Annotated in this window: 12 protein-coding genes; 9 read left to right on the top strand and 3 right to left on the bottom strand. The window is 48.1% G+C overall.

What is annotated here, in order from left to right; translation table 11 throughout:
• Positions 1-19: 19 nt before the first annotated feature.
• The 3 genes from IPG80_RS18120 to IPG80_RS18110 are packed head-to-tail and all read right to left on the bottom strand — an operon-like array spanning position 20 to position 2,919.
• Entirely contained in the window at positions 20-1,378 is a 1,359-nt protein-coding gene (locus tag IPG80_RS18120) for an MFS transporter (RefSeq protein ID WP_345109884.1), read from the bottom strand.
• 60 nt (positions 1,379-1,438) lie between these two features.
• The gene (locus IPG80_RS18115; RefSeq protein ID WP_345109882.1) at positions 1,439-2,551 is read right to left on the bottom strand and encodes a lysophospholipid acyltransferase family protein; all 1,113 of its coding nucleotides are present in this window, start codon (positions 2,549-2,551) and stop codon (positions 1,439-1,441) included.
• Positions 2,552-2,553: 2 nt separating this feature from the next.
• On the bottom strand, positions 2,554-2,919 hold the full coding sequence (locus tag IPG80_RS18110) for a DUF2200 domain-containing protein (RefSeq protein ID WP_345109880.1): 366 nt from the start codon (positions 2,917-2,919) through the stop codon (positions 2,554-2,556).
• A 171-nt stretch (positions 2,920-3,090) separates the two neighbouring features.
• Here IPG80_RS18110 and IPG80_RS18105 point away from each other — a divergent pair, with 171 nt between their 5' ends.
• The 9 genes from IPG80_RS18105 to IPG80_RS18065 all read left to right on the top strand — a co-directional run bounded on the left by IPG80_RS18105 (position 3,091) and on the right by IPG80_RS18065 (position 13,215).
• Complete coding sequence (locus IPG80_RS18105) at positions 3,091-4,005, top strand: DMT family transporter (RefSeq protein WP_345109877.1); 915 nt, start codon at positions 3,091-3,093, stop codon at positions 4,003-4,005.
• 37 nt (positions 4,006-4,042) lie between these two features.
• Complete coding sequence (locus tag IPG80_RS18100) at positions 4,043-4,618, top strand: GNAT family N-acetyltransferase (protein WP_345109874.1); 576 nt, start codon at positions 4,043-4,045, stop codon at positions 4,616-4,618.
• Positions 4,615-5,868: a hypothetical protein gene (locus IPG80_RS18095; RefSeq protein WP_345109871.1), complete on the top strand. Its 1,254-nt coding sequence runs from the start codon at positions 4,615-4,617 to the stop codon at positions 5,866-5,868. The genes IPG80_RS18100 and IPG80_RS18095 overlap by 4 nt, the downstream gene beginning before the upstream one ends.
• 61 nt (positions 5,869-5,929) lie before the next feature.
• Positions 5,930-7,465 (top strand): hypothetical protein, encoded by a 1,536-nt coding sequence (locus tag IPG80_RS18090; protein ID WP_345109867.1) that lies wholly within the window; start codon positions 5,930-5,932, stop codon positions 7,463-7,465.
• Positions 7,437-8,918: a hypothetical protein gene (locus IPG80_RS18085; protein WP_345109864.1), complete on the top strand. Its 1,482-nt coding sequence runs from the start codon at positions 7,437-7,439 to the stop codon at positions 8,916-8,918. Before IPG80_RS18090 ends, IPG80_RS18085 begins: the two co-directional genes overlap by 29 nt.
• 67 nt (positions 8,919-8,985) lie before the next feature.
• Entirely contained in the window at positions 8,986-9,681 is a 696-nt protein-coding gene (locus IPG80_RS18080) for a response regulator transcription factor (RefSeq protein WP_345109861.1), read from the top strand.
• Positions 9,682-9,690: 9 nt separating this feature from the next.
• On the top strand, positions 9,691-10,701 hold the full coding sequence (locus IPG80_RS18075) for a histidine kinase (RefSeq protein WP_345109859.1): 1,011 nt from the start codon (positions 9,691-9,693) through the stop codon (positions 10,699-10,701).
• Between the two features lie 145 nt (positions 10,702-10,846).
• A complete protein-coding gene (locus tag IPG80_RS18070; RefSeq protein WP_345109857.1) occupies positions 10,847-11,929 on the top strand; it encodes a hypothetical protein in 1,083 nt (360 codons plus the stop codon).
• Between the two features lie 41 nt (positions 11,930-11,970).
• A complete protein-coding gene (locus tag IPG80_RS18065; protein ID WP_345109854.1) occupies positions 11,971-13,215 on the top strand; it encodes a response regulator in 1,245 nt (414 codons plus the stop codon).
• Positions 13,216-13,225 lie beyond the last annotated feature (10 nt).

The following is a 13,225-nucleotide window of genomic DNA, read 5'->3' as shown; positions in this document are numbered from 1 at the left end:
ACTATGGTCTGTGGTTTACTTATGTATCTCGTTCTGCCAACACTTGCAATGTCGCATTATGACTTTCGCGGGTGATAGGATAGTTCCAGGCGAAGACCACAGCTAAAAGAAGCAGGACGGTAGGCACGGGTCCGGTAAAGAAGCGGATGGCTTGAATCGCAGAATCTGGTTGAACGGGCAAACTCCCGTTCACATCGGGGGTGATGTATCCGTTCGCGGCGAGGGCTTGTCCCATTGCCCAAAGTGCGAGAGCGGTGGCAAGTTTTTGAAAGAACGATGCGAAGGCGTAATACGAACCCTCACGCCGTTGACCCGTTTGCAGCTGGTCATGCTCTATGATGTCAGGGATCATCGACCACGGTAACACATACGCCGTGGCAATGCCCGAACCTGCGAGCGCAGCTAAGATATATGCCAACGCAATTCCATCGGCGGGCAGAGCCGAAAGCCCGAGCAGAACTGCGATCCAAGTAAACGTGCCGAGGATGAAGGCACGGCGTTTGTCGAGTTTCTTTGCCACCCACACCCAAAACGGAATGAACAGGATTGCCGAGCCTTGCGCCGCGAGTACAAAATAATTGGCTTGCTCTGGCACACGTAAACGGTAATTGGCAAAGTACACCAACATGGCGGCGAGGATGCTGGCGGTTGTCCATGATAAAAGATAGAGCCCCATCACATATCGAAACGGCTGATTGCTTAATGTTAACTTTATGGATTCGAGCCACGGCAGCGGTTCTGGTTGTTCATCGGAGGATTTTTCTTTGGTGATGCTAAATACCACCAGCGGCGGAATGATGGAAGCCACCCCCAAGCCGACCCCAAGAATGCTGAATAGTAAACGCGCATCGGTGATATACCAACCCAGGACCGTTGCAAAAATGATCGCGCTAAGCGTACCGCTGATCGAGAAAACCATGCGGTAACCGTTCAGCGAACTGCGTTCATCGTAATCAGAAGTCAACTCGGGTGTGAGTGCGTTATACCCAACATGAACCACAGTGAAAGCTGTATCGAAAAGGATGAACGTGATCGCGTAATAAATTGCCAAGCCCAGCTGATCGAACGATGGCACGAACCACATGAAGATAAAACTCAACCCAAGCGGCACCGACCCGAACAAAAGAAGGGCGCGCCGCCTTCCCCAACGCGTGCGCAAACGGTCTGAGAACATGCCGAACAGCGGGTCATTCACGGCATCCCACAAACGCGGAATTAAAATCGCCCACGCGGCATAGTCTGGGCGCAGGCGGGCTACATCGGTGAGAAAATACAGTTGAAAGAACGCCAAAATTGCCAGCGGAATGCTGGTGCTCAGATCGCCTGTGCTAAATAACATTTTGAAACGGGTCGATAATCGTTCGGATGTGGCGCTCATTGTCACTTCCTGAAAATGGGATTTTCGAACGATTACTAAAACACGGATATTTTCAAAACGTTACCACTGTTCCAATTCTTGCGGGATGTGAAGAACGCGCCTCTCACCCGTACCTGGGTCTGTGTACTCATACCGAGCTTCAGCTTCCACTTGAAGTTGAAGCTCCATCGCCCAGCGCATCAACTCGCGCAGTTGACTGAAACTCTCTTGAAAGGCTTCTCCGTCTTTGTAGCCGTAGCGAAAATTAAAATATTGCGGGTTATCACGTTCCACATATTCAAGCATGGAATGAGCAGCCTGATAGATTTCCTCTGCCGCAGGCTTTCGGTCTAATTCTTTGAGCACTTGCACTGGCAGGAAGATATAGTCTCGAATGGAGTCGATCAGGTTCGGGCGGTGGGCGAAGCGACTGATCCACGAGCCGTCGCTCAACTTCAATGCGGCGGGAATCTCCACGGGCTGACCATTTTTATCGAAGAGGGCAATATCCAATGTGAAGATTTCATTTTCAGGCTGGCTTTCCTTGCGTTTGCGCTCATCTTCCGGGACGAGCGTCCAAACTGCATCCATGATCGCATCTGCGGCTTGTTGCAAGGCTTCTTTTTTGTTGGAAGATTTCTCCAGCTTCACTGGCGGAAGGACATCGCCCACGTTCATCTCAAAAAGGGGACGCTTCCATTGGAAGATCTCTGCCATTTTGCCGCGCGTATCGCCGAAGCCGATCGGCAATATCGGCGCTTGTGAGAGATGACTTAACCATGCCACGCCGGTTTGCGCTTTTTGTTTGCCCGGTTCCCAAAATCCACCTTCAGGGAAGACGCCCAACATGCCGCCCTGCTTGAGAACGTCGATCCCCATCTTCATGGATGTGTTGCTGGTGGAACCGCGATGCACGGGGATCAGTCCATACGCATCGATCATCCTGCCCATCCAACCATTCCAGGGCATTTCCACGGCACCCATGAATTCAAGCGCTCTGGGCGAGTAGGTTCCCATCAAGACCACTTCCATTGCGCCGGTGTGATTGCCCACTACGATCAACGGACCGTGTTTTGGGAATTTTTTTAATCCGGTAATTTTTGTTTGGGAGAGCAGGGGGGATAAACCGCGTACTGCGGAACGAAATATGCCTCGGATGAAGACATTGCGTGGATATTGGATCGAATAGGTCATAGCTACGAGCCGCGCAAAATTTTTTCCATCGTCCGTCCCTTTGCCAACTCATCCACCAACTTATCCAAATATCGGATCTGCTGGGTTAGGGGATTCTCGATCTCCTCCACGCGGACTCCACAGATGACGCCGGTGATGAGGGTTGCGTTGGGGTTTAACGAAGCCTGTTGGAAGAAGCTTTCGAAGGTTACATTTTCCTTGATCAGTTCTTTCAGCTTCTTAGGATCGAAATTTGTTAACCACTGTATGACCTGATCCAATTCCGCTTTGGTTCTGCCTTTTTTCTCTACTTTTTCAATATACAGCGGATAGACCGAGGCGAAGGATAATTTTGCTATGCGTTGATTGTGCGCATCGGAGTTTTTCATTTGTACCTCGTATTTTAAAGTTGATTTTTCAAATTGGACTGTTAGTAAGTGAACTTAATAACAGCATTATACAAGCACAAACAGAACACAGCAAGAAACACTCCGCTAAATACAGTAAAATCTACTCGCTAAAATCTGAAACCATAAACACTTGAGACTTGAAATCATTCCATGCGCCTAAAAGCTGATATTACTCTTTTTTTCATTGCCATCATCTGGGGCTCTGCCTTTGTTGCCCAACGCGTCGCCGGGCAGGTCGGCAGCGTCTACATCTTTAACGGAGTCCGCTATTTGTTGGCGGGACTGGTTGTCTTGCCGTTTGCATTGCGTGTTTTACGTACAAATCGTCAGGCAGAAAGCCAGACTTCCATTTCTCGCGACCAAACCAAATGGATGCTCATTGCTGGTTTCTTTCTTTTCATGGGCAGTGCCTTACAGCAGGCAGGCATGCAATACACCACTGCAGGTAATGCAGGCTTCATTACCAGCTTGTACGTTGTCCTCATTCCACTTATCCTTTTCTTCTTTTGGGGAGAGAAGCCGCATTGGTTATTTATCCTTGCAGTGATCATGGCAATGGCTGGCGCTTTTTTGCTTTCCACCGGCGGGAAGCTCGATCAAATTCAATTTGGTGACCTCTTAGAATTTATCGGCGCTTTGTTTTGGGCGGTTCATGTGGTTATTCTCGGCAAGTACGCGCACAACTTTGAGTCGATGTCTTTTTCGGTGGGACAGTTGCTCGTTTGTGGCTTGCTTAACCTCGGTGTGGGCATCTTCATCGAACCGATGCCGGTCTTCAACTCCAACTTCCTGTTTGCCATTGGTTATACCGCCTTCCTGTCACTGGGGTTATGTTACACACTTCAGATCTGGGCACAGAAGCATACACCGCCCGCCGATGCAGCCTTGATCATTGGGCTTGAGTCCGTTTTTGCTGTCCTTTCGGGTTGGCTTCTGCTGGATGAACGCCTGGCAGGCATTCAGATCATCGGTTGCGTTATGATCTTCGCGGCGGTCATTCTTTCGCAATTCAAGGAATGGACATCAGGTACAATTGATACTGAACACCTTGTTGAAGGGCATTAGCCATCAGCATTAATTTGTTAATTTCAATATCCCCTCTATGACTCACGAACAATTAGACCTCTCCTTTCATTCCCTTACACAAAAACTGTGGCGCGATTTTGAGATGCTTTTTGGCGAGAACGGTGCTTGCGGCGGCTGTTGGTGCATGCACTGGAAATTACGTGGCAAAGCATACAGTGAAAATAAGGGTGAAAGCAATCGCCAAATGCAAAAGTCAGTGGTGGATGCGAAGGTTGTTCCCGGCTTGCTTGCCTACTCTGAAGGTTATCCGGTTGGCTGGGTGGCGATCGAACCGCGCAGCCAATATCCACGGCTGGCTCATTCGCGTGTGCTGGCGCCTATCGACGATCAGGAAGTCTGGTCATTGACCTGTCTGTTCGTTGATAAAAAGCATCGGCGAAAGGGGATCGCTGTGGCGCTGATCCAGGCAGCGGTGCAACACGCAGCAGCGCAAGGCGCACACATCGTTGAAGGATATCCCATCGAAACCAAGGGAGAGGCTCCCCCTGTTTTTATTTTTACCGGCACATCCTCGGCATTCCAACAGGCAGGTTTTGTAGAAGCCGCCAGACCCAGCCCCACCAGACCGATCTATCGATTTACGATTAAATGAATTTTCAACCTCCTTCAAAATCATTGACCTCGCGCGATTATGTTTTTATCGCTGTGGTCGTGCTTCTATTCGTTGCTATATCTGCCGGGCTGCTTGTAGTAAATCGGTCTCTCCCTGCTGGTGGCGGCGAATTTTTGCGTCATTGGGCTGGCGGGCGCGCATTTATCTTTGAGCGTATGGACCCTTATTCAAGTTATGTGCCGGATGTTGTACAGAAACTTGTGTACGAAGGCATAACGGATAGTGCACGCGATCCTTATATTTTGGATACGCCTTTTCATATCCTTCTGCTTTATGTTCCCTTCGCGCCTCTTACCGACCCGCTTACTGCCCGGGCGATATATACCTTGATCCTCGAATGGGCGTTGTTTGTGCTTGCCGTGCTTAGTTTGCGGCTTACAAATTGGACGGCTCCGCGCTGGTTTACGGTATTATTTTTTCTTTTTGCTGTGGTTAACTTTTATACTTTTCAAGCCATTCTTGATGCCAGCCCGGTCTTGTTGTTGGGTTTGTGTTATGCAGGTATCGTGATCGCCTTCCGAAATGAACAGGATGAACTCGTAGGCGCGTTGATGGCTGTCTCCTTATATTTTTGGGAAGCCGGTCTTCCTTTTCTCTTATTTATTGCCTGGCATTCTTACAAACAGGGACGGGTACGCATTCTCGCAGGTTTTGGAATGCTCACCATAGTGCTTTTAGCCGTGTCTTTTCTTATCTATCCGAATTGGATCATTCCTTACCTGCGTGCAGGGATGAATGCCCTGCGCGCGAATTTTGGTTATTCCATCATTTCTGTTCTTGAAGCCCTTATCCCTGCATTTGGCAGGTATTTTGCATATCTGTTCATCGCTTTGCTCGTCTTTGCTCTCGGCTACGAATGGAACGCTTCGCAATTTGGAGACTCCCGCCGGTTGTATTGGGTGGCTTGTCTTTCAATTGCAGCTGCGCCTCTGCTTGGTTTCCGCACCGAGTATGAAAATCTCGCAGTTCTTATCATTCCTTTGGCTTTGGTTTTTTCTGTCATTTACGATCGCTGGCAGCGATTTCAAACCGCCCTAACCTTTTTGCTTTTGTTAATAGTTTTTCTCGTACCTTGGGCGTTGTATCTTTTTGCTCCCGCCTTTTTGGGTGACCTTTCCCAGGATATCCTTTTTCTCTTTTTCCCAGTTTTCACTGTCCTAAGTTTATACTGGATTCGTTGGTGGGCGATTCGCCCTCCCCGCGTTTGGGCGGACTCGTTTAGTAAATGATTAAAGAAAATTTGAAGAAAATTGAACGAACTCGTCCCCTGCATCCTATCCCCTAAATCTCATGTCCCGCCGAACCTACCTGATTCTATTCTCCTTTGCTTTGATCTTGCAGATCGCTGTCAGTCGTTTGCAATCCATTCCCGGCTATCTTGATGCCGACTATTATTTTTCCGGTGGTGTGCGGTTAGTCCAGGGTTACGGCTTTACTGAGCCTTATTTATGGAACTACCTGGATGACCCGCAAGGTATTCCACACCCATCCCATGGGTACTGGCTTCCCCTGGCATCGATCATTTCGGCGTTGGGGATGTGGCTTACCGGGCAGCAAACCTATGAAGCCGGTCGCCTTTTCTTTATAGTGATCGCCGCCTTCATTCCGCCGTTGACAGCCGCATTGTCATATCATTTTTTTCAAAGTAATGCGCTTGCTTGGGTATCGGGTCTTCTGGCGCTCTTTCCTGTGTTCCACTTACCATTTCTACCCGTTCCTGATAATTACGGTATCTTCATGCTTGCAGGCGGATTATTCTTCCTACTGGCAAACCGTCCGCGACCATGGTTTTGGCTTGGGCTTATAGCGGGTGTTATGTCCCTGGCCCGAAGTGACGGTCTTCTCTGGCTGGCGTTGACTTTCCTTCTAGTTCTCTGGCGTATGAGAGATGAAGAATTGTCTTTCTCAACGGCGTTTCAGTTTTCGGCGTTGACGTTACTAGGCTTCCTTCTTGTTATGGGACCATGGTATTTGCGAAACTTGAGTGTCTTTGGCGCTATTATGTCACCTGCAGGAAGTCGCGTTTTGTGGATCACCACGTATGATGAAACCTTTATCTATCCCGCCTCAAAGTTGACATTAACCTCGTGGCTTGCGAGCGGTTGGGGTGAGATATTCAAGATCCGTTGGTGGGCATTTATTACAAACCTCAAAACCGCTATCGCTGCACAGGGGCATCTCATTCTTTTCCCATTTATAGCAATGGGTATGTTTCTCTTACGTAAAGACCGTCGTGTCCAATTAGGTTTGCTTGCCTGGGTATTACTTTTCCTCGTCATGACCTTTATCTTCCCCTTCGCCGGTGTGCGCGGAAGCTTCTTTCATGCCGGCGCGGCTTTACAGCCATTGTTTTGGGTGCTTGTACCCTACAGCCTGGATTCAGTCGTGGCATGGGTTAGGAAAAGAAGTCGCTTGACAGACTATGTCTATGTTGTGATTCGGATCGTACTTATCCAGACTATGGTTGTGTTTTCAGTATGGGTTGTCTTGGTGCGCGTCATTGATACAGGGTGGGAGGAAGGTGAATTGTCTTATCCCGCTGTTGAGAGGTTTCTGGTTGAGCAGGGTGCGCAGCCCGGCGAACCGATCATTGTTTTAAGCGCACCTGGGTATTATATGATGACAGGACGCCCTGCTTTCGTCCAGCCATATGGGGATGTTAATACCTTGCTTGAAGTTGCCGAGCAATACAACGCCCGCTATTATGCCTTTGAAGCATCTGGCAGGCTCAAACTCTTGCTTGATCTGTACGATAACCCGAAAAACTATCCCCAATTGGAATATTTAGGTGAAGTAGATGACACGCGTATTTTTAGATTTCCATAACCCGCTCTCAAAACGTGACTTGATCATTCTCGGCGCGTCTACACTCATAGCAGGTTCTATTTATCTTCTCACCAGTTACTTTTTTTTCGGAGTCGGCTTCCCTCTTGATGAATCCTGGGTCCACCTGACCTTTGCCCGCAACCTTGCACAACATGGTGAGTGGTCGTTTCGCCCGGGTATACCATCGGCAGGCTCTACGTCTCCCTTGTGGTCCGCCTTGCTTGCCATCGGTTTTTTATTTAATCTCACTCCTTACGTTTGGACGTATTTCCTTGGTCTGAGTATCATGTGGGCGCTTAGTGTTATCAGCGAAGTAACTGCGCGGCGATTAGTGAAAACTTACATCACAGTCATTCCATGGGTTGGGTTATTTATCATCGTAGAGTGGCATTTTCTCTGGGCGGCGATGTCCGGGATGGAAACCCTGCTGCATGCCTTAATTGCTACTGTGATTTTATCTGCCTTGATGTTAAATTCGCGTCGCTACCTAACTCTGGGCTTTCTTACAGGTCTAAGCATCTGGGTGCGCCCCGACGGTTTGACTCTTCTCGGCCCGCTTGTGTTGGCAGTTCTGTTTACAGAAAAAGATTCGCAATCCAGAATGCGCGGCGTGCTTCAAGTTGGGCTTGGCTTTGGTGCGCTTTTCTTATTCTATTTATTATTTAATTTACTTATCGGTGGCGCACCCATGCCGAACACTTTCTACGCCAGGCAGGCGGAATATGCCGCATCGCAACGTCCGCTCGTTGGGCGTTTGGGTGAATTATTTCTTAAGCTATTGGTGGGTCCCTCTTTTTTATTACTTCCTGGCATTGTCATGTGGATGGTTCGCTCTATACGTGAGCGCTCCTGGGGCAGTGTGCTTGCACTGATTTGGTCGATTGGTTACATGGGCTTGTACGTTTTTCGATTGCCATTAGACCAGCATGAACGTTACATCATCCCTGCCTTGCCGATTTTTTTCTTGATAGGCTTCCTTGCAATTATCAGCTTTACATCCGGCAAAACCTTTGGGCGCTACCAATGGTTTATGTCTATGCTTTGGAAAGCAAGTTTGGGAATAGTCACCTTGCTTTTTATTGTACTTGGCGCACGTGCCTACGCAGAGGAAGTTGCCCTTACTGAACAGGAAATGGTTACTGTTGCGAAGTGGTCTGCTCTCAACCTGCCGCCCGAAGCTGTTTTGGCAGCTCACGATACGGGTGCGTTGGGGTATTTTGACCAGCATCCATTGATCGACCTGGCTGGCTTGGCTTCCCCTGATGTTATTCCATTTATCCGTGACGAAGCCCAGCTTGCTGCTTACCTGGATGGTAAAAACGTCGCATACCTTATTGTATATCCCGACCTATATGAGAAACTCCCTCTTGGCAGGGAGGTTGTTTATGTTACGGGCGGCACAATTGCTACTAAAGAGGGATATCCCCGTATGACAATTTATCGTTGGAAATAAGAGAATGAGATAAAATAGATGGGTATATCAGAAATAAATTTCACCAAAGAGAGAGAATCAGTAAGCGATGAATCAAATTACATTACTAGTCGTGGATGATCACCCATTGTTCCGTCAGGGTGTGGTGGATGCGTTGTCCTTGGAATCGGATATGCGGATCGTTGCCCAGTCTGCATCCGGGGATGAGGCGTTGGAGCTTATCCGCACGAAGAAACCAAACGTGGCTGTGCTGGATGTGAATTTACCGGGGATGAATGGTCAACAGATCACTCATCAGGTATCTCAAGAAAAGATGGGCACTCGTATCATCTTGATGACCGGTTACGATGATATCGAACAGGCGATCCATGCCGCGCTTGCAGGAGCACATGGGTATTGTTCCAAAGATATTGAGCCGCAAAATCTATCCCGCATCATTCGTGAAGTTGCTGAGGGTAAATATGTTTTTGCCAATAACGTCTTCACTCGCCGTGAACTTGAGTTGTGGGTGGAAGATAGCATGGAAGGCGCGCGCCGTTCTTATAGTGAGCCGGGCGCTCCATTTCACCCCCTATCTGACCGTGAAATGGAAGTTCTTGGCTGTGTAGTGCGCGGTATGAGTAATAAAGAGATCGCCTCTCTTTTGGGTATTAGCCATCAGACCGTAAAAAATCACGTCACTGCGATTTTGCGCAAATTTGGCGTTGAAGACCGCACGCAGGCTGTTGTGTATGCTTTGAAGCGCGGTTGGGTAACCTTGCGGGATTCCGATATTCGACCTTAGGAGAGTTCCATGTCTGGTGAGGCTATGGATTACAAGAACGAACTGGATGAGACACGACGTGCTTTGCGTGAGATCACTCTAATGATGGAACAAAGCCAGGGTGAGCTTTCCAAATTAACCCAGCGGAATACGGCGATTACCTCCCACTTGCAGCAGGTTCAAAAACAGGGCGGGGCGGTGGAAGAGATCAAAATGGCGTACGATTCTGCTTTGGACGCCCAGCAGCGATTATTCGTGATGCGTGGGCAGTTAGACAAGTTGCAAAATGACAAGGCTCACCTCGAGAAATATCAAGCTGTCCTCGAACAATTGGTAAATAACGGTGGTGGAGAAAGTACAGGGTTATCTTCTGGGGCTGGCAATTCCAGTAAGGAACAGATGACCGGCATTGAAATGATAGTAAATGCGCAGGAGGCGGAACGTCAACGCTTATCACGTCAGATGCATGATGGACCAGCCCAGGCGTTATCCAATTTCATCCTTCAAACCGAGATTGCCATGCGTTTATTGGACGTTGATCCATCCCAGGCAAAAGAAGAATTGGGGAACCTGAAAGCCTCTGCAATGGGGACTTTCCAAAAAGTAAGAGGCTTTATTTTTGAGTTGCGCCCCATGATGCTGGATGACCTTGGGTTGGTTCCCACCCTGCGTAAATATGCTGACGCGTTCAAAGAACAGTCTGGTATGGATGTCAGTGTGACAGTGTCTGGTACCGAGCGTAGGTTGGAGTCGTATCTCGAAGTAATGATCTTCCGCGCTGTTCAGGAGCTCCTTGGAAATGCCTCCCGTCACAGCCAGGCAACACTTGTTAAAGTTCACTTAGACCTTGGAAGCGATTTTATACGTATTAGTGTAGATGATAATGGACGTGGCTTTGACCCTGAATCTCTGAAGGATTCAAATAACCTGGGTTTGAAACTGATTCGGGAACGTTCGGAAATGCTGGGTGGAAAATTTGAAATTGATAGTGTAGTTGGGTCTGGTGCCAAAATCTCCTTTTCTGTGGTAGCTAAGATCTAAGTCGTTTGATTAACAATATTGTTAGGAGCATGGAGCCGCAGCTTTCGGTTCTGTGCCCCTATAATATGCTTTTGACATTTTTCCATTATAATGAACATGTTATAAAGTGCCCAATTAATACGGTACTTGTTGAGAGGAGATAACTATGCGTCGCGGTCGCACTCTGATTTTGGTGCTTTTAATCATAATCATTGTCTTGGTGGTTGGTTTTGTAGCTGTCCGCCAGTTTTTATTTACACCACAAGATACGGCAAACCTCCCGGTTTATGTTGAGGTATATTTTTCTGCCCAGAACATTCCCCAAGGAGGACGGATCACCGAAGATGTTTTGGCGACTATGTCCATCCCGCAGGAGAATGTGGTTTCAGTCATGTATACCAGGGATGAATTGCCATTTCTTGTAGATAAAATTGCAAAATTACCTTTAGATCAAGGTGTTGTAATCACAGAATCGATGGTTTCAGATTCGTCGTCAACTGTTTCAGTTTCCGGTCCACAGTGGGCTTCACTGATTCCGCCCGGCATGACGGCAATGGCGATTCCGACGGATAGGCTTTCTGTTTCCGCCTATGCGATTAATACCGGCGCTCATGTAAATGTCAATGCATGCTTGCTTTTTGTAGATATTGATCCTTCCTATCAAACCATCCTCCCGAATCTTTCCGCGATCATGACCGGCACAGGGTTGCCTGACGAAGGTGGCTTGCCAGTTTTGTCATTAGGCATAACTGCTTCCGGAACTGCTCAAGGGCGGCTTGAATTGGACCCCTCTGTTCAACAACCTTATTACATCATTCCGTCTGAGCCCCAGCGCCCGCGTATGGTCTGCCAGACTCTCCTTCAAGATGTGGTTGTTATGCGCTTGGGCGATTTCCCGCTGACAGGTGTTGAGGATATTGCAGCTGCAGGAGCTTCAACAGACGTAGCGGTAGATCCCGCGGCTGAACCGGCTCCTGCTCCGGCAGCGCCTGATCTTGTCACCTTGATCGTATCTCCACAGGATTCTGTTACTTTGTCCTATTTGATTTATACCAACGCCACGATTTCATTGACACTTCGAAACCCGTCAGATCAGGCGCGTCTTGCCACGGAGGCTTCGACTCTTCAGTTCCTTTTGAGTCAATACAATATTCCTGTTCCGGCGAAACTGCCGTATGCCATGCACCCCGCGCTTTTAGACTTAAGTGCACCGTCTTTGCAAAACGATACTGTTACACAGGAACCTTAATTTTTTATTCATCTAGCAATGGGTGATTGGATATTCTGAATATGGCTGCTGATAAAATCCGAGTTCTTATTGTTGACGATATTGCCGAAACCCGTGAGAACGTGCGCAAGTTATTGCAGTTCGAGTCGGATGTTGAGGTAGTAGGAACTGCTCGAACTGGCAAAGAAGGGATTCAGTTGACCCAGGAATTGAATCCGGATGTTGTTCTTATGGACATAAACATGCCGGATATCGATGGGATTACAGCGACCGAGACGATTCGTCGTGATTCCCCCCATGTGCAGGTTGTGATTTTATCTGTGCAAGGGGATCAAAATTATATGCGCCGAGCTATGCTTGCCGGTGCCAGAGACTTTCTTACCAAACCGCCCATGGGGGATGAATTGATCTCTGCCATAAAGCGGGCGGGCGAAATGGCTCATTCGGAACGGGAAAAAGGCGCCAAGCAGCAAATGATTTTGTCTGCTTCGACGGGATCATCCAACATGATGGGTGGTTTTTCCCCGACACAGCAGGGGAAAATCATCGTTGTGTACAGCCCAAAAGGCGGAACGGGGTGCACCACCATTGCTGTTAACCTTGCCATTGCATTAAATAACGAGGACACGCGCACGGTTCTGGTTGATGGAAATTTGCAGTTTGGCGATGTAGCTGTTTTTGTGAACGAGCAGGGAAAGAATACTATTCTTGATATTGCTCCACGCGTGGATGACCTTGATGCGGAGATTATAGAAGAAATTTTGATCAAGCATGAAGGTTCAGGTATTCGTATTCTTGCCGCCCCTCAACGCCCTGAAATGGCTGAAAAGATTTCCGGCGACCAATTTATGAAAGTTCTGCAATTTATGCAGAGGATGTATTCCTATGTTATTGTAGATACATCTTCGATTCTGACAGATGTTATTCTCGCTGCGGTTGACCTGAGTGATGCGATGGTACTTGTGACCACTCAAGAAATTCCATCTATCAAGAACTCACGCTTAATTCTAGATCTATTGAATACCATGGGCATCGGCAAAGAACGAATTGTTTTTGCTATGAATCGATACGATAAACGTATCGCCATTACGCCAGAGCGTGTAGCCGAAAATCTTAAGCACGAAATTTCGGCGGTAATTCCACTTGACGAGAAGGTAGCTATCACAGCTGTAAATCGTGGCATTCCCTTTATGTTGGACAATAAATCTCAGCCGATTGGAAGAGGAATCTTTGCCCTTGCGGAATCGATACGAGCTCGTATGATTGCCTTGGATAGTGAATCTGAAGCTTCCACTGCCAGGCGGTAAGGAGAAAGTT

Origin of the sequence: Candidatus Villigracilis vicinus (genome assembly GCF_016702885.1) — a bacterium.
Lineage (GTDB): Bacteria > Chloroflexota > Anaerolineae > Anaerolineales > Villigracilaceae > Villigracilis > Villigracilis vicinus.
Note: the sequence above shows the minus strand (reverse complement) of the source record. Positions and strands in the feature narration are given on the sequence as shown.

Coding starts and splice junctions, on each gene's coding strand:
- IPG80_RS18110 (WP_345109880.1), bottom strand. CDS start 2,919: ATGAAAAACTCCGATGCGCACAATCAACGCATAGCAAAATTATCCTTC.
- IPG80_RS18100 (WP_345109874.1), top strand. CDS start 4,043: ATGACTCACGAACAATTAGACCTCTCCTTTCATTCCCTTACACAAAAA.
- IPG80_RS18075 (WP_345109859.1), top strand. CDS start 9,691: ATGTCTGGTGAGGCTATGGATTACAAGAACGAACTGGATGAGACACGA.
- IPG80_RS18095 (WP_345109871.1), top strand. CDS start 4,615: ATGAATTTTCAACCTCCTTCAAAATCATTGACCTCGCGCGATTATGTT.
- IPG80_RS18090 (WP_345109867.1), top strand. CDS start 5,930: ATGTCCCGCCGAACCTACCTGATTCTATTCTCCTTTGCTTTGATCTTG.
- IPG80_RS18080 (WP_345109861.1), top strand. CDS start 8,986: ATGAATCAAATTACATTACTAGTCGTGGATGATCACCCATTGTTCCGT.
- IPG80_RS18120 (WP_345109884.1), bottom strand. CDS start 1,378: ATGAGCGCCACATCCGAACGATTATCGACCCGTTTCAAAATGTTATTT.
- IPG80_RS18115 (WP_345109882.1), bottom strand. CDS start 2,551: ATGACCTATTCGATCCAATATCCACGCAATGTCTTCATCCGAGGCATA.
- IPG80_RS18105 (WP_345109877.1), top strand. CDS start 3,091: ATGCGCCTAAAAGCTGATATTACTCTTTTTTTCATTGCCATCATCTGG.
- IPG80_RS18085 (WP_345109864.1), top strand. CDS start 7,437: ATGACACGCGTATTTTTAGATTTCCATAACCCGCTCTCAAAACGTGAC.
- IPG80_RS18065 (WP_345109854.1), top strand. CDS start 11,971: ATGGCTGCTGATAAAATCCGAGTTCTTATTGTTGACGATATTGCCGAA.
- IPG80_RS18070 (WP_345109857.1), top strand. CDS start 10,847: ATGCGTCGCGGTCGCACTCTGATTTTGGTGCTTTTAATCATAATCATT.